The 16,330-nt window shown below is 44.4% G+C and carries 14 protein-coding genes and 1 pseudogene; 6 read left to right on the top strand and 9 right to left on the bottom strand.

Annotated elements, in window-relative coordinates; all coding sequences use genetic code 11:
* Positions 1-24: 24 nt before the first annotated feature.
* Positions 25-396, top strand: a complete 372-nt coding sequence (locus ACWYU8_RS08925; protein WP_457519020.1) for a YkvA family protein — start codon at positions 25-27, stop codon at positions 394-396.
* Between the two features lie 83 nt (positions 397-479).
* Here the strand turns inward: ACWYU8_RS08925 and ACWYU8_RS08930 are convergent, their stop codons facing one another.
* From ACWYU8_RS08930 to nfsA, 3 genes are all read right to left on the bottom strand, one after another.
* The gene (locus tag ACWYU8_RS08930; protein WP_457519022.1) at positions 480-1,784 is read right to left on the bottom strand and encodes a dicarboxylate/amino acid:cation symporter; all 1,305 of its coding nucleotides are present in this window, start codon (positions 1,782-1,784) and stop codon (positions 480-482) included.
* 322 nt (positions 1,785-2,106) lie between these two features.
* Positions 2,107-3,384, bottom strand: coding sequence for a DUF1835 domain-containing protein (locus ACWYU8_RS08935; protein ID WP_457519024.1), 1,278 nt, complete (start codon positions 3,382-3,384; stop codon positions 2,107-2,109).
* 94 nt (positions 3,385-3,478) lie between these two features.
* A complete protein-coding gene (gene nfsA, locus ACWYU8_RS08940; protein ID WP_457519025.1) occupies positions 3,479-4,201 on the bottom strand; it encodes an oxygen-insensitive NADPH nitroreductase in 723 nt (240 codons plus the stop codon).
* Positions 4,202-4,398: 197 nt separating this feature from the next.
* Here nfsA and ACWYU8_RS08945 point away from each other — a divergent pair, with 197 nt between their 5' ends.
* Complete coding sequence (locus ACWYU8_RS08945; RefSeq protein WP_457519027.1) at positions 4,399-5,040, top strand: MarC family protein; 642 nt, start codon at positions 4,399-4,401, stop codon at positions 5,038-5,040.
* A 118-nt stretch (positions 5,041-5,158) separates the two neighbouring features.
* Complete coding sequence (locus tag ACWYU8_RS08950) at positions 5,159-6,046, top strand: patatin-like phospholipase family protein (protein ID WP_457519029.1); 888 nt, start codon at positions 5,159-5,161, stop codon at positions 6,044-6,046.
* Positions 6,047-6,108: 62 nt separating this feature from the next.
* Here the strand turns inward: ACWYU8_RS08950 and trhO are convergent, their stop codons facing one another.
* Positions 6,109-7,089 (bottom strand): oxygen-dependent tRNA uridine(34) hydroxylase TrhO, encoded by a 981-nt coding sequence (gene trhO / locus ACWYU8_RS08955; RefSeq protein WP_457519031.1) that lies wholly within the window; start codon positions 7,087-7,089, stop codon positions 6,109-6,111.
* A 182-nt stretch (positions 7,090-7,271) separates the two neighbouring features.
* Positions 7,272-7,685 carry a VF530 family protein gene (locus ACWYU8_RS08960; protein WP_457519033.1) on the bottom strand — a complete coding sequence of 138 codons (414 nt, stop codon included), beginning with the start codon at positions 7,683-7,685 and terminating at the stop codon, positions 7,272-7,274.
* Positions 7,686-8,542: 857 nt separating this feature from the next.
* On the opposite strand from ACWYU8_RS08960, the gene ACWYU8_RS08965 reads away from it, so the two are divergent.
* Entirely contained in the window at positions 8,543-10,000 is a 1,458-nt protein-coding gene (locus tag ACWYU8_RS08965) for a DUF3360 domain-containing protein (protein ID WP_457519035.1), read from the top strand.
* A 188-nt stretch (positions 10,001-10,188) separates the two neighbouring features.
* Here the strand turns inward: ACWYU8_RS08965 and ACWYU8_RS08970 are convergent.
* From ACWYU8_RS08970 to ACWYU8_RS08980, 3 genes and pseudogenes are all read right to left on the bottom strand, one after another.
* Positions 10,189-10,346: pseudogene (locus tag ACWYU8_RS08970) on the bottom strand (IS5/IS1182 family transposase); the annotation flags it as partial.
* A 37-nt stretch (positions 10,347-10,383) separates the two neighbouring features.
* On the bottom strand, positions 10,384-10,980 hold the full coding sequence (locus tag ACWYU8_RS08975; RefSeq protein ID WP_457519037.1) for a HutD/Ves family protein: 597 nt from the start codon (positions 10,978-10,980) through the stop codon (positions 10,384-10,386).
* Positions 10,973-12,358, bottom strand: a complete 1,386-nt coding sequence (locus ACWYU8_RS08980) for a formimidoylglutamate deiminase (RefSeq protein ID WP_457519039.1) — start codon at positions 12,356-12,358, stop codon at positions 10,973-10,975. The genes ACWYU8_RS08975 and ACWYU8_RS08980 overlap by 8 nt, the downstream gene beginning before the upstream one ends.
* Positions 12,359-12,598: 240 nt before the next feature.
* Between ACWYU8_RS08980 and hutG the strand changes: the two genes are divergently transcribed.
* Positions 12,599-13,411 carry an N-formylglutamate deformylase gene (hutG, locus tag ACWYU8_RS08985; protein WP_457519041.1) on the top strand — a complete coding sequence of 271 codons (813 nt, stop codon included), beginning with the start codon at positions 12,599-12,601 and terminating at the stop codon, positions 13,409-13,411.
* 96 nt (positions 13,412-13,507) lie between these two features.
* Here hutG and ACWYU8_RS08990 read toward each other — a convergent pair whose 3' ends face one another.
* Entirely contained in the window at positions 13,508-14,803 is a 1,296-nt protein-coding gene (locus tag ACWYU8_RS08990) for an alpha/beta fold hydrolase (RefSeq protein ID WP_457519043.1), read from the bottom strand.
* Positions 14,804-15,027: 224 nt separating this feature from the next.
* Here ACWYU8_RS08990 and ACWYU8_RS08995 point away from each other — a divergent pair, with 224 nt between their 5' ends.
* Positions 15,028-16,182: a D-alanyl-D-alanine carboxypeptidase family protein gene (locus ACWYU8_RS08995; protein WP_457519045.1), complete on the top strand. Its 1,155-nt coding sequence runs from the start codon at positions 15,028-15,030 to the stop codon at positions 16,180-16,182.
* The last annotated feature ends 148 nt before the right edge of the window (positions 16,183-16,330 follow it).

Here is a 16,330-nt window from a genome sequence, read left to right on the forward strand (position 1 = left end):
AGTCATAAATATCAGGAGGCAACGATGACTACAGCCATGTCTTTAAAATCGACGCCTAATGACGTCGTCAATGAAACTCTAAAAGTGCCAGATGAGAAAACCTTCTGGCATAAGGTGAAGAAATCTGTCAGGAAAGCGGGTGAAGAGATTGCGGTAATGGGGATTAAATCCTGGCTCGCGATGACAGATTCCAACACCTCTGTTCGCCACAAAGCAATTCTTGGCGGTGCGTTAGCATATTTCGTTTTGCCAACCGATTTGGTGCCAGACGTATTAGCTGGTGTTGGATTTACTGATGATATGGCAGCGCTAACACTGGCTGCGAACACAGTTGGCAATGCCATTACGCCAGAGCACGAGAAGCAGGCCAGAGAGAAGTTAAATTCGTTGGCGTAATAACAACATGGCTTAAATAAACAAAGCCCCGATGTTTCCATCAGGGCTTTGTTTTAGACAGGATTAAAGTAACCGAAAACGGTTTAAGCGTCAGCGCGCTTCAGATTTACTTCTTCTTCGGCTACGCCGGCCATTGGATCGTTGAAGCGAGCTTCATCCAATGCGCCTTCTGATTTCGCAACAATAACGGTTACTGCGCTATCGCCAGTGATGTTCACTGCGGTACGAATCATATCCAGCAGACGGTCAACACCCATAATGAGTGCGATGCCTTCCAGCGGCAAGCCTACCTGGTTTAATACCATTGCTAACATAACAAGGCCAACACCAGGAACGCCTGCTGTACCAATAGATGCCAGGGTAGCCGTCATGATGACCATCATGTAGTCACCCATGGTCAAATCAATGTTGAAGGCCTGGGCGATAAATGCTGTCGCAACACCTTGCATGATCGCTGTACCATCCATGTTCACAGTTGCACCAAGTGGTACAGTGAACGAGGAGACACGGTTTTCAACGCCCATGCGGTGCTTCGCTGTTTCCATAGTAACAGGAATGGTCGCGTTCGATGATGCAGTAGAGAATGCAAACATCACGGCGTCTTCCATTTTACGTAGGAACGTAATTGGGTTCAGGCCAGTGAAGCCTTTTAACATCAGACTGTATGTGACGATACCGTGAAGCAATAGTGTGCCTGCAAGAACAACAAAGTACTCAGCAAGGTTAAGGATTGCACTCAGCCCAAGGCCGGTAAACAGTTTCGCCATTAAGAAGAACACACCGTAAGGGGCAAGGTTCATCAAAATAGCAACCAGCTTCATGATCACTTCATTTAAATCAGAGAAAAATGCCGCGATACGCTCGCCCGGTTTACCCGCAGCGCTGATAGCAATACCGAATAGAACGGCAAACACGATCACTTGAAGTGTTTTACCCTCAGCCATTGCGCTGATTGGGTTGGTAGGGAACATATCGATGATCACCTGACCTAAAGATGGCGCTTCTGCTGACTTGAAAGAACTTACTGCGGTAAGATCTGCGCCCGCTCCTGGCTGGAATAATGTCCCCATCGTCAGAGCAAGTGTGATGGCTACTGCGGTCGTTGCAATATATAAACCGAGGGTTTTACCGCCCATACGACCTAGCGTTGAGAGGTCTTTCAGAGAGCTAGTACCGCAAACCAGTGATACAAACACCAGTGGTACTACTAGCATCTTTAAGCTGGCTACAAAGATTTGGCCACCAACTTCAAATAATCCATTAACAATGTATGCGTCGACAAATCCGTTGTCGGCGAAAAGTGTGCGGATTGCAAATCCTGTCAAGATACCCGCTACCATACCTAAAATTACACGGCTAGTAAGCGACATCGGTTTCTTGGTATTCATGAGAACACTCCTTATAGTTATGCACTCTGAGTTCATTTCAAAGTGGCGTGCAGATTAGCAGCGGAGTGAAAGAACGTGAAAGAAAATCCCAATGGTTGGTTGATAGATGTGACTGCGATCACCAATTAAAATGTTATTTTAACGGTATTTTAACCTTTATTGTGGAATTAACATTTAAAATTTAACATATTTATCGAATATAAAACTAACGATAATTCTTTGTTACAAATTGGTAGAAGTATGTTTTTGATTGCACATCTCGCCTTAATTCTATCCCGTTAGAATAGCTAGCCAGAGGATATGCAATCTATAACTGTGTTATTTAGCTGGATGAGTGTCGCTCATCGGAGAGAGTGGATAGGTTTAAGTGATCCCATACCCAGCGATTTTGCTCATTATTTGGGATACCGCCAACCCAATATTCTTGGATAAACTTCGCCTTACCTTCTAAGCAGTGCTTACCGTATTGGGTAATGCTCACTTGTTGTTCCCACCAATTTTTATGCATTGAATCTATTGTTATTAGCGGCGACTTATTCGTTACTAGAGGGAGTATCAAGGCGTAAAACATGACATCACCTAGATACGGCAAAGGTTCGCTTTGCTGATAAATCTGGAAACATTTACTAACTGAAATTGGGGCGCTTTGTTCCTTTAGTGCATCTAAGGCGAGACGCTGAGTAAAGCTCAACCCTGATTGCGAATGTGGCAATTCCTTTAAGTGACGTTTGAGCATGGTTGCCATATTTGGCAGGCAATCTAAATCATCTTGCTGTAACAGAGCCACAATAGAGTTTGGATTTTCTGATGTCACTGCATCCCAACACTGTTTAGCCTGACTCATCAATTTTGCACTGACAGGTTTCCGGTATTGCCAGCATGAGCGAAGGGCTTCGGCGGGCAACTGACCCAAACCAATAAAACGTTCTGTACTAGGGAAATGATTGATCTCGATAATTTCAATGACCTTATCCTTCACGTCCTCTAGGTACATCAGAGCGCGCAGAAGCATGAGCTGATCATAAGCGTCATGCTCGACCCAAAATACGATACGTTGAAATTTGTCGTTACGTAGTGTGTCTAGGTTTCTTTGTCCCTGCTGCACTATATCTTGTACCGAATTTTCTAGTCCCATTACTGGTAAAAGGGTGTTGACGACATATTGAGCGCGAATCGATAAAAATGACTGCTCGTTATTTGGTATTGGACCAATACACAGTGGATCTATCATCGGTAAAAAAGGGCCTTCAAAACCACTTTCTACGAGACGTTGTTGAATATCGTGACCGCATCGAACATGGAGTGTGCTTAGGTCATGGTCCAATGCCCGTCCTTTTAACGAAATAGCGCGCTCGTGAGATTCTAAATTTTCCACATGAGCTTTAAGTTTGCTCCAGCTTGGCAATCCCAGTTCTCTGGCTAAAGCATGTTGAACATCAGCAAGCTGAGCAGACTCGAAAGAAAGAGTGTCAGGTTGGGAGTGAAATTTTTTTACCTGATCCAGAGTGGCGTGGTCATTCTCGCGGATCGCTTTTAAGCGTTCTTTCGCGATGGCTTTTTGCTGCTTTAAGTTAATAGAGAAGCTATTTTGAGATTGCATGTTTCCTACGCTATTTCTAACCAATTGCTTACAGTGATTAATATCTTACTTGAAAAAGCCCCACCTGATTGGTAGGGCCATCGTTCAATACCATTTAGCGCTTAGCTAAACCTTTTTTATTTAAATAAGGCAAAATATGTGGACGTGATTCCCCGGCAAGCTTGGTCGTAACTTCCTCAGACCAGGTACTCTGTTTTTGATTACTTGAACGGCTGGCGTAGTAGTCGTGCATGGTTTGATCGTAAACCTCGATATCTTCTAATTTCAGCGGTTGGTACTGGTTTTCATGTACAACCACTTGCGCCGGTAAACGAGGCTTAATCTCTGGGCTTTGTTCCGGATGGCCGAGACACATACCGAACAGGATGGCGGTATTTTCAGGTAATCCCAGCAACTCATCGACTTGTTGAGCATTATTTCTCAAACCACCAATGTACACGCCTCCGAGTCCCATTGATTCTGCTGCCAATAGACAGTTTTGAGCCATGATACCGGAATCAACCGCACCAATAAGGGTTAGCTCCGTAAAGTCTGCTTGTACTTTAGGGTTGATAGTCGCGTGGCGCTGATAATCAATACAGAACACTAAAAACTCGGCGGCATTGGCAACGTATGCCTGATTGCCTGCGTACTGAGCCAACAATGTTCTCTTTTCTGGATCGGTGACCCGGACAATAGAGACGACTTGCAACATACTGGACGACGACGCTGCAAGACCTGCCTGAATAATGGTTTCAAATTGTGCTTTATCAATCGGCTGTGTGCTGAACTTTCGGATCGAGCGGTGGCTTAAAATGGTTTGAATTGTGTTGTTCATGATGTGTCAACATCCTTTGTTATTGTTCTATTACGTTTTAGCATCACCTTATCGGTATTTGCTGACTGGGTAAACTCCCGTAAAAGAAAAAGTGTGCCTCAGCCCATAAGTTTGGGGCGAGGACAGTAGGTAACAGACACAACTGCAGATATAGGTATATACTTTCTTAAAATCAATAGATTACGTGCGGTACATAGATGAAAGAACTGATCGTTCACACGGTAACGGTGTTTATGGGCTTCTTCGCTATCATGAATCCCATAGCTAATATCCCAATATTTTTAAGCTTAACGGCTGACGAAGATAAAGAGACGGTTCGCTCTATTGCGCTCCGTTCGGTACTTATTGCTTTTATTATTGTGACGGTGTTTTCCATTGCAGGTAAATTGATCTTCGATTTGTTTGGTATCACCCTCTATGCGCTGCGCATTACCGGAGGCATATTGGTGTTTTTGATTGGTTATAACATGCTGCAAGGTGACACAACGCATCAGAAAACCAAAGAAAAGGCATACTCACCCGCGCAACAACAGGCTGCATTAAGCATCGCAGTCTCACCTTTAGCGATGCCAATACTGGCTGGACCAGGGACGATTGCAACCGCGATGAACTTTGCCACAGCGGGAGGCTTTGATCAGACGATAATCACCATTGTTTCCTTTGCTGTGCTTTGCGCCATCACTTACATTCTGTTTTTATTTGGCGATAAATTGGTCAAAGCGGTTGGCCCTAGCGCTTTAAATGTAGTGACCAAAATGATGGGGTTGATTTTGGCTGTTATCGGTACTCAAATGTTTATTGATGGAGCCGGGGAGGCCTACAAGAGCGTTTTTTCCTAATTAGCAGTCAGAGAAGGTTCAGGTATAGGTATCTCCTATCTGACTAATAAGAATAACCAATTGTTTCTATCACCTTAGTTTCAATACTATTTTGAAGATAGATTATTGGGGAGGAAACATGGGCAAAAAAGCAATTGTTGTTGAAGGTGGTGCGATGCGTGGCGTCTTCGCCAGCGGCGTGTTAGACGCATTTATGGAGCAAAATTATAAGCCGTTTGATTTTGCTATTGGTGTGTCGGCTGGTGCATCTAATCTGATTGGTTATTTAACTGATTATCCGCATCGCAGCATTAATATCATCGCCAAGCTTGCAACCTGTAAACGTTTCTTCGATCCAACCCGCTTTATAAAGGGCGGTGACCTTATTGACGTTAAATGGTTATTTGAAGAGTCTAACCGTTTATATCCAGTCGATGAAAAGAAGTTGTTTGATGGTATTCCATTTTTTGCGACTACAACCAATGTCGACACAGGTAAAGCCGATTATTATCGAGTGACTCGCATGAATTTTCACCATGCTCTCGAAGCCACCACGGCTTTGCCTATTGCGTATAGACATACCCCATGTTTTTCTGGAGGTTGTTACACCGATGGCGGCGTTGCAGATTCTATTCCAGTGCGCGAAGCTTATCGTCGAGGTGCCCGAGATATTACCGTCGTCCTATCACACCCTTTGAACTATTCGAAGAAGCCAGTCAAAACCACATGGTTGATGAGAAAGTTATTTGCAGAGCACCCTAATATGGTAGAAGCAATGTTGCACCGAACAGAGAACTATAACGAATCTTTGGCGTTTATTCGTAACCCGCCGGAAGATGCGCGTATCCGCGTTATTGCTCCGCCGGATAATTTTCGCGTACAGCGTTTAACGATGCGTCAATCGGTACTGCTTGAGGGTTACGAGATGGGGCTAGTTGAGGGCAGAGCACATCTGAAAAATCTTGCTTGTGATCATGACTTAGATCGAGAACACGATAACTTCTCTACTGTGGGCCGCGACGCCTAACATCCTGTCACGACAAAATATCTGAATTAGCGAACCATAAAAATATGGTTCGCCAAGAAGCATTAGGCTTGTTTACGCTGCGATTCTTTCTGTGCCAGTTTTGCTGCGCGTCGCTCTTGACGTTGCTTCGCACTTTCGCCACCTACGTGTTGTTCACCGCGTTGTTCTGCTAAAGAAATTTGTTTTTCACGCTCACGGAAACGGATGATTTGCTCTTCTGAGTGTGTGCCGTGACACTTAGGGCAACTGACACCTTGTTCGTAAAGCTCTGATTGTTTGTCTTCTTCTGTAATTGGTAGACGACAAGCGTTACATAAGTCGTAGTCTGCTTTTTCAAGCTGGTGGTTTACCGCAACACGACCATCAAATACGTAACAATCACCTTCCCACATGCTTTCTTCTTGTGGTACTTCTTCCAGATACTTTAGGATGCCGCCTTCCAGATGATACACTTCGTCAAAACCTTGCTCTTTCATGTACGCGGTTGATTTTTCGCAACGGATACCACCGGTACAGAACATCGCCACTTTTTTGTGCTTCGCCGGATCCATGTTTTCTTTCACGTAATCTGGAAATTCACGAAAAGTATCTGTTTTTGGGTTAACCGCACCTTTAAATGTACCTATCTCGATTTCGTAATCATTACGCGTATCGACAACAAATACTTCAGGATCGGCAATCAGATCGTTCCAGTCTTTTGGTTTCACATACGTGCCAACCACGTGGCGAGGATCGATACCTTCTACACCTAAAGTTACAATCTCTTTTTTAAGTTTCACTTTAGTGCGGTTAAACGGCTGAGTGTCTGAAAATGACTCTTTGTACACCGTACCAACAAGGCGCGGCTCTTTATTTAACCAATCAAGCAGCGTATCAATACCTGCTCGGTCAGAAGCAACTGTACCGTTAATACCTTCACTTGCCAGCAGTAGAGTACCGCGAATTTGGTTCTTCTCCATCAGCGCAAGTAATGGTTCACGTAGTTCTTTGTAGTTACCGAGTTCCACAAACTTGTACAGCGCGCAGACAACATACTGACTCATGAGGTTTCCTTAATAAAACAGGCTTTAATAAAACAGGTGGTCGATGACCATTAAATTATAACGGCGCGTATTATACCTGACTAAATTTGTCGGAAATACGGACAATCTATATGGATATTTTGTCTGCGTTAAACTCAATGATTTTGCGGCGATTTTTTACTCTATCGCGCTTGTTAACTGCATTAACGGCGAGATTGACGATTGCGTGATGAGCGCTCTTTATGAGCCGATGCCGCTTTAGCTTGTGATTTCAAAATTGAGTCAACGGTTAGTTCCATTGGCTCTTTCGGCTTCAGACCATGTGGGAAAGTACGAGCACGGGGAGGCAGGTCATACTCTTCGCTAGAAGCACGAGGCATACGCTTAAAGCGGTATAGGTAAAAGTTTTCTAGCTTTTCTCTCGCCCAATCGGTTTTCTTTAAATACTTAACGCTACTCGCAACCGATGGTTTGGTATGAAAGCAGTTAAAACGCATAGCGGTATCTAGAATATCCCAACCATAGAAATCCACGAGTTCTTGCAGCATGGTTTCCAACTTAAGACCGTGTAATGGGTTATTTTTCTGTAATTCAATTCTTTCTTCATCAGTCATCATAACGATTTCCTAAGTATCTAACTGGTCGAGGTAGTGGGGGTGTTTGGTTTCCGCTCTCAACAGACTGTCGCATTGTGTCATGAAGATAGGAAGGGAGAGGATTCTAGCAGAGTTAATGTGCTTTCCCTAATCTGAAATAGTTTAGTTGAAAGCAGTATTTTATATGGCTGTAATATCTTCATGTGTTGCTATTTGTGTAGTAAGTATCACCTTCACGTCTAAGTATGAAAGCGACGGATTTCTGTACTTACATTGACAATGAAATTAAAACGCGTTTGTCCAATTTCCGAGTTGACGTTAACATTCAATATGGCTCTTGATGGTGAGTTTTGTTGTACAAACCGCTAATGTGAATCAGTTAAAACCTAATTCAAGCACATGATAAGGAAGCGTCAAGTTAGCAGCCATAACGCCCTCCCCAAAGCGTAGGTTTTAGCATACAAACACAGGTTGGAGTTTCGGCCATTCCCCTTGTTTTACCGTTCAAAAATCACTCACGAATGAGCAACATGTCCATGAGATGTTAAATATTTGTGCAATAAGTGAGATTTTTGTTGTTCTTTTACTAATGTCTAATATTCCTATCGATAGCAACACATGCTTAATAAGCTCAAACAAAATTGGTCCCATGCCTCTTTCTTAGTATGGCCCCGATGTTTGAAGTGGATGTTTGGCAAGATACCCATTCAGTTTTCTTGTTATTACTAGCGAAGTAAATCCATGTTTTCTTTATGTATGAAATTAAAAAAGGTGCTTGGTAGCACCTGGGATGTTGTCTCGTCTTGGTCGAAGGTCTGTATACCAAGCGAAACTCTGGTTGACGTAGTTCAACTTCGAAACATAAAAAGGATAATTCAATGTCTGACACAAGTAAGACCTTTTACAGGGATGTGCGCAAAAAACCGCATGAATTTGAAAACCGAGAAGACTTTCTAAACCATGATTTAACCATCATGAGCTTTCGTCGCTGGGGTATTCATTTGCCTTCACGTGATTACAGTATTGAAATCGAAGACTGGGTACCTGCATTAGCAGCAACCATTGGTAAAGTGGTTATGGTCACCGCCATGGTTTCCGCTTTTGCTGCTCAGTTCGGATTATCTCCGGAGTTCGTTGCAGAAAACGTGCGTTACGAACTGCTTATCGCGGGCGCCCTGTTCGTTATCCTTTTTTCTGCAATCCTAAACCCGAACGCAAACTTAGCCGGTACCCACGGCCCAATGATACCGCTAATTCCAATGATTGCAGCAGCAGGGGGGCACCCACTTGCTCTTGGCTTGATGGTATGTGTTTTTGGTTTAATACTCGCTTTTACTAAAGGTGGTTCTAAACTCATGACTCTCACTGGCATTGGGGTTCGGGGTGGGTTACTGATCTACCTTGGTGCAGTGGGGTTGATAGGACAGATCAATAAGACGGAAGCGTGGGCTGCAAGTGCCGACCACAGTTACATCTCGTTTGTGGTTATTGGTTTAACTGTGTTGGTTTATGCATACTTAGCCAAGATCAACAAACGTTGGTTGGCAATCCCACTGTGTTCTGCTCTAGCGGGTATTGTCGCTTATGCGATGGGCGCTGAGTTTGCTTTTACCACTGAGCCGGGTCTGCCTAATTTCAGTCCATTCTACTGGTGGGGTGAAGATACCGGATGGCAACTAGGCTGGCCAACCCTAGAGCACTTTATTGCCGTTACTCCATTTGCTCTACTAGCCGTAGCTATGTGGTCTCCTGACTACCTCGGTCATCGTGTTTTTCAAGAACTTAACTACCCAAAAGAAGCGAAAGGCGTACTAATGGATGTCGATGACACAATGATCGGAGCGTCTGTTCGTCAGGGTGTTGGCTCACTATTAGGTGGCGGTAACCTAGCTTCTTCTTGGGGTACGTACATGATTCCTGCCGCAATAGCCAAGCGTCCTATTCCAGGCGGCGCGCTGTTAACTGGTTTAATGTGTGTTGCCGCGGCGGTAATTGGGTACCCAATGGATCTAGCGATGTGGGAGCCTGTGCTACGCGTTGCGCTGATAGTCGGTGTATTCTTACCACTTCTTGAAGCGGGTATGCAGATGATCCATAAGCATAAAGATTCACTCAGTGCAGGTGTATGTATTTTTGCCTGTGCATTCGTTAACCCAGTCTTTGGCTGGGCAACCACTATGCTGCTGGATAACCTCGGACTTATCGGCGACCATGAGCGCGCCAACGATCTATCTGGCAAAGATAAATACCTGATTCCAGGGGTTGCCTTTATCGTTTGTGTTGGCTCTCTTGCTGTCGTTGGTCAGCTTCCGGGTATTCCCGCTCTGATCGGTTAATCTAAACTCGCTCTAAAGGCACAGATGGTCACCACCTGTGCCTTCTCTCATTCGGGTTCACATAGACCAACTGACTATAATGGGAACAAGGTATTTACTTTTGAATCCAAGAGATATTTCAACTTATTAGCCCTTCACGTAGTCTCGCTTCAGTGCTGACTGACATTAATGAAAGACGGATATGACCCGGTTCTATGTTTTTTCACTTTCCATTCGCCCTCACCGTATACCTGAGTTGAGTTGCATCAATGTCTGAGTGCTTAATACTGCCTCGTGAAGAGGTTTTAAAGCAAACCTCGACATCCTTAGATCGGCGACTTATGCAGTAATATTGGGGACAAACTACCCATAGTAAAGTTTACTTTGTACTCACTGACCAATACTTAGAGAATAAGGATTTTAACGCCCATTCCTTTCAGCAAGGTGGTGTTGACAGGCTGATGGAAACGTACCGTGTCTTGGCTTTTTAGGTGTAACTCTTGTCGCGCCGACTTAGACTCAATAGCTAAAACGCAATCACTATTGGCGTAGAATGCACTGAATAACGTGCTGTCCGTGTGCTCAGCCATAAACGAAGCTGGAGAAAACACCGCGTCAACCTTCGATGTCACTTTACCTTCTCTCACCATAATATTGAGATCTTCAATCTTCCCATCGGTTAGTGAGGCATGGGTTACGTCACCGCCAGCGAATTTCGCCATGGATAATGGCTGTTTCAGTTCGTGGCTAGATGTCTTCTCTCCGTTTTGATGAGTCAACAACATCCCCTGACCTTGGAGCAAAATAAGGGTGCGGTGCAATCCTCTGAAATCAGAAAACAGGCCGTCTTCTACAACTGCTGCTTGACTCACTCTGTACTGCATTTCATCGTTTTCACGACTTACGGCAATTTCCAGTGTTTCTCCTAAACCGTTTTTCCACGGCATGCGAAGATAGTCAGATTGAGGAATAATGCTAAATATGTCTCTGTGATTAAGCATCGTAAATCACCTTTTTAATCACTTGAGTAAACTCAGCACGGCTTACCAAATCGAGTTCATGACGACCATCTTCAATCACTTGCTTACCTGCAACAAAGACATCTTTTACGACATTTTCACTACACGCAAATAGCCAACGATTTAGAACATCTTTGTTTTCGCTAGCGCCAATGAACGGATGGGTATCGTCGAGAACCATAAAGTCCGCTCGGCTTCCCACAGACAAGCCAAACTTCACATCACAAGACTGGTTGCCACCGATTAGTGCTTGCTTAAACAGGTTATCACCTATGCTGCCTTGTTCTTCACGGTAGAGGCGGTTACGTTGTTGATCACGCAAGCGTTGTCCGTATTCTAAGATACGTAACTCTTCCACTATCGAAAGGCTAACATGGCTGTCAGAACCAATGCCCCAACGGCCATTCAAGCGTTCAAACTCGACACCCGGGAAAATACCATCACCTAAGTTCGCTTCTGTTGTTGGACACAAGCCTACAACCGCTCCACTATGCGCGATAGCGTTAAGTTCGTGATCATTTAAATGTGTTGCGTGGATAAGGTTCCAGCGTTTGTTCAAGCCAATATGCTCGTGTAACCACTCAACAGGACGTTGTCCACTCCATGCAATACTGTCATTGACTTCTTTCTGCTGCTCAGAAATATGAATATGCACGATTCGTTGTCTATCTAATTCACCCAGCACTTCGTTAATTTGTTGCTCTGTAACGGCACGTAATGAGTGGAAACAAATACCAAGATTATGCAGTTTTGAACCCGCTAATGCCTGTTCACACTGGTGTTGTAAATCCAAATAGGATTGAGAAGAGTGGATAAAGCGTGCCTGACCTTCATTTGGTGCAAGTGCACCGAAACCAGAGTGAGAGTAGAGAACAGGAAGCAAGGTTAGTCCAATACCAGAACGATCAGCAGCATTGATTAACTGATGGGACATTTCAGCGCGATTCGCGTAGTGCTTACCTGCCACATCATGGTGAAGATAATGAAACTCGCCCACTTGAGTGTAGCCAGCCTTGAGCATGTCGATATACAGTTGAGTGGCAATAACATTTGCTTGTTCTGGAGATAGTTTCTGTACAATTTTGTACATCAGGTCACGCCAGCTCCAGAAACTATCATTTGGGTTCAAACACACTTCTGCCATGCCAGCCATGACTCTTTGGAATGCATGCGAGTGAACGTTCGCTATTGTCGGCAATACAGGGCCTGATAGTTTCACTGCATTATCTGACGCTTTAGAATCCGATTCGATACGAGTAAACACGCCATCTGCCACTTCGAACAAGACGTTGTTTTGCCAACCCTGATTAAGCCAAGCTCTTTCAGCAAAAAAGTAATGACGTGTTTGAGTCCCTGTCATAGTGGATTCCTAGTTATCTATAATGACCATACATGTTGCAAATTAGTTTAATTGAGCTTGATATGTATATACAAGTTATATTTTAAAACTAATTTCTGCACAAATTACAGGGTGATTGTTGGGCGGAAATTCGAGATGGAGGGCCTGTTTTAATAACTTCAAGCTTGCAACAACGCTATATCATAGTTACATTGTTAAATGTATATACATTTGAATATAAGATAACGGAGTGTCTGCCAAATGACTCAACCTACTATCGTGTCATCACCGTTCGAGTTTCATCAGGGAAGCGTCCCGCTACTAGTGAGCATGCCTCACTCGGGTCTAAACCTGACTCCTGAAGTCGAACAAGGATTAACAGATGCTGCACGTAAACTCCCGGATACAGATTGGTTTATTCCAGAGCTTTATGAATGTGTAAAAGATCTCGGAGCCAGCGTCATTTCTGCAAATTATTCTCGCTATGTCGTTGATCTAAACCGTCCGAGTGATGACAAGCCGTTATACACCACCAAAACAACTGGCTTGTTCCCAGAAATATTATTTGATTCCACGTCGGTATTTGTTGAAGGTAAAGCGCCAACCGAAGCGGATCACGAACGTTATATCCAGCAAATTTGGCAGCCTTACCACTCGACTATCGAGCAAGAACTCGCGCGCTTAAAAGAGGTTCATGGTTACGCGATTCTGTTTGATGCACACAGCATTGCCGCCCAAGTTCCAATGTTGTTCGAAGGTACCCTGCCTGAATTTAACTGGGGTACCAATCAAGGAGAGTCTTGCAGCTCGGCCATTGTCGATGCTGTGATGGATGCAGTGTCAGATAACTACAGCCAGGTGCTTAATGGTCGCTTTAAAGGCGGCTTTATTACTCGAGGCTTCGGTAACCCAAGTGACAATATTCACGCTATTCAGTTAGAGATGTCCCAAGATACCTATCTGAACAATGACGCTCTGGCACGAGGACGTTACGAGCTGGATGCTGAGAAGTCTGAGGCGGTTAAGTCTCAACTTACAGCCATTTTAAGCGCGGTACTGAATACAAAAATATAAGCTAGAGCAAGAGTGCTCTGAGGATTGAGCAAGGAATGTATCAATGCACATATGCTGTCCCGCCTATGTGCATTTTTCAATTAACGTGAGTCTCCACTACAGCAATGTAGCGGCAGTCTGATTACCCATTGCAATCAAGGTATCCAGAATACGTTCACCGTCTGCACGCAGACCATTATGTTCATATTCGTTGGTGATCCACGCCTTTGCATTTGGCATTAAAGATAACGTCTCGCGGCTGATGTCCATTTCCACAAACATGTCGTCAGCGTAGACAGCGCAGCTTACCGGTACTTTGTTCATTGCCAGCTGCTTTTCGTCATAAAGTGCGGGCCAGTCGTCCTTGTTCGCTAATATCTCGGCCGCTTCTTTGAGTGGTTTCAGGTTGACATATTGGTCAAACATCCATGGGAAGACCATCTCTCCGGTGAAGTAGAAAGACTTACCTTTTTCATAGTTAAACGCTTGATGTGACTGACGTACCCGGTGTGCACTCCAGCTAGAGGAGAATCCCTGACAGTAGATTGACTCGTGTAAAATGGCGTAAATCGGATTGGTTTGGAAGTTTTGCTGAGCCAACATATCGCTCAGAAACTCGTAACGCAGCTGAGGTTTTCCATTCACATGGATAAGTGCACTCTCCAGCCAGTAATAAGTCGGTAAAAAGGTATCACTGACACCAAAATTAATACCAATCTGTTGAAACTGCTCAACGGTAAAACGTTGACCGTTTGGAAGAAACTCTTCGTTTTCAATAAGATGATCAGCGATGTTCTGGCAAAGTTGCTGCGCTTTAGGAAACTGCTGAAAGAACGCCTGATTTTTATCCATCGTACGTTTAAACGTTGCCTCATAGACGTCGTCAGGATGACGAGAAACAGACGGTACCCCACCAGTAATATAACTTTGACGCAGGCTATCTGGGAACAAGGATAGATAGGTTAGAGAACAAAAGCCGCCGAAGCTCTGGCCAAGAATTGCCCATTTTTTAACGCCGATCTCCTGACGAATAAACTCAGCATCTCGAACAATATTATCCGCCCTGAAATGGCTTAAGTACTCAGCTTGCTGCTGTGGCGTAAGATGCGCCAGTGTTTGATGGTTGATCACCGAGCTGTTTCCCGTGCCTCGCTGGTCAAGCAGCAATACCCGGTATTCTTGAAGTGCTCTTTTTATCCAGCCGTTATTGCCGTTCGGACGTGGAGAGGGAAAGCCCGGACCGCCTTGAAAATACACCAACCACGGTTTATTTGAGTCTTCGTCACTCGCTAAGCAAACTGAGCGAGCAAAAACCTCAATTGTACCTTTGCTGTCGTCTTGGTAATCCAACGGAACGGTGAAAGTGTAGGGAGTGTAGTGCAATCCTGCATCGATAAATGATTGAGCATTCATTGTTTATTCTTTTTCCTTTTTGGGTATCGGCATGTAGACCTTACGACCGTTACTTTACTTGTAATTTTGTCATTAACCAAGGTGTACCGCGTCAGTCCACTTTCTTATGTAAAATCGAAGTAAGTTCAAGAAAATGAAACGATTAGCGACTGGTGCAACCGATTGAGTGAGCTATGCTCAATAGAGTTGCTTTAAAGTGCAGTGCTGATCGTGGAGGATGTTAAATGAAATTGTCGCTGGCTCGATGGATGATCGTGACTTGTTTAGTGAGCGTGCCTGCTTTTGCGGTGGTTACGCCAAGCCCACCTGAGTTACAGGCTAAAGGGTATGTGCTGATGGACTTTCAGTCGGGAGCTATTATAGCGGAGCAAAATGGGAGAGCCGGATTAGCACCTGCTAGTTTGACAAAGCTAATGACTGCCTACGTTGTTGGGCAGGAAATTCATGCGGGCCGACTGAGCTGGGATTCTATTGTGACGGTCAGCGAAAATGCGTGGTCAGAAAAATTTCCGGGCTCTTCAAAAATGTTCATCAAACCTAAAGATGAAATCAGTGTTTCGAACTTAATGCGTGGCGTGATCATTCAATCTGGAAACGATGCCTGCGTAGCGCTTGCTGAACATGTGGCAGGCAGTGAAAGTGGCTTTGTGGCATTGATGAATGGTTGGGCTGAAAAGCTAGGGATGCAAGATACCTATTTCGTGAACTCACATGGCCTCGATAGTGAGGGGATTCAAACATCACCTATCGACATGGCGAAATTGATGCAAGCGATCATCAGTGACGTTCCTGATGTTTACGCGTTGTATAACGAAAAGGTGTTTAAGTGGAACGATATTACTCAATACAACCGTAACAAGCTACTGTGGGATAACGCGATAAATGTTGATGGTGGCAAGACAGGTTACACCGGTAACGCCGGATATAGTCTGGTTAGCTCAGCAACTGAAGGGAAAATGCGTTTGATCTCGGTTGTCATGGGGACTCCTAGCCCTCAAGCAAGGGTTAGTCAGTCTAAGAACTTACTCAGCTACGGTTTCCGCTTTTATGATACGAAAAAGGTAGCGACTCAGGGGCAAGTTGAATCAAAAGTTCGTGTCTGGAAGGGTAAAGCCAGTCAAGTTGAGGCCAGTTTTGCCAAAGATGCCTATTTAACGTTACCGCGTGCAATGACGGCCAGTCTAGACAAAAGCGTAGAGTTGAACGAGCCTTTGATGGCACCAATTAATCAGGGTGATGTGATTGGTAAAGTCGTTTGGAAAAATAATGATGAAACCGTTGCAAGCTATCCGCTGATCAGCAATCAAACTGTCGAACAGGCCTCTTGGTTTGGTCAGATTTGGGACAGTATTATGTTGTGGGTGAAGTCCTTTTTCTAACTAACGCATCGTTACATCGAAAATAGAGCAGCCCGACTTTTTCGTCGGGCTGATTCTTTCAATAGCTGTTAGGGCAGAGGCTCTTACGGAAAATAACATTTGGGTATCATGTTCGTTTAAGTTAGATTAGCCCCCGACACGCCCGTAC

The sequence above is a fragment of the Vibrio limimangrovi genome (genome assembly GCF_054064025.1).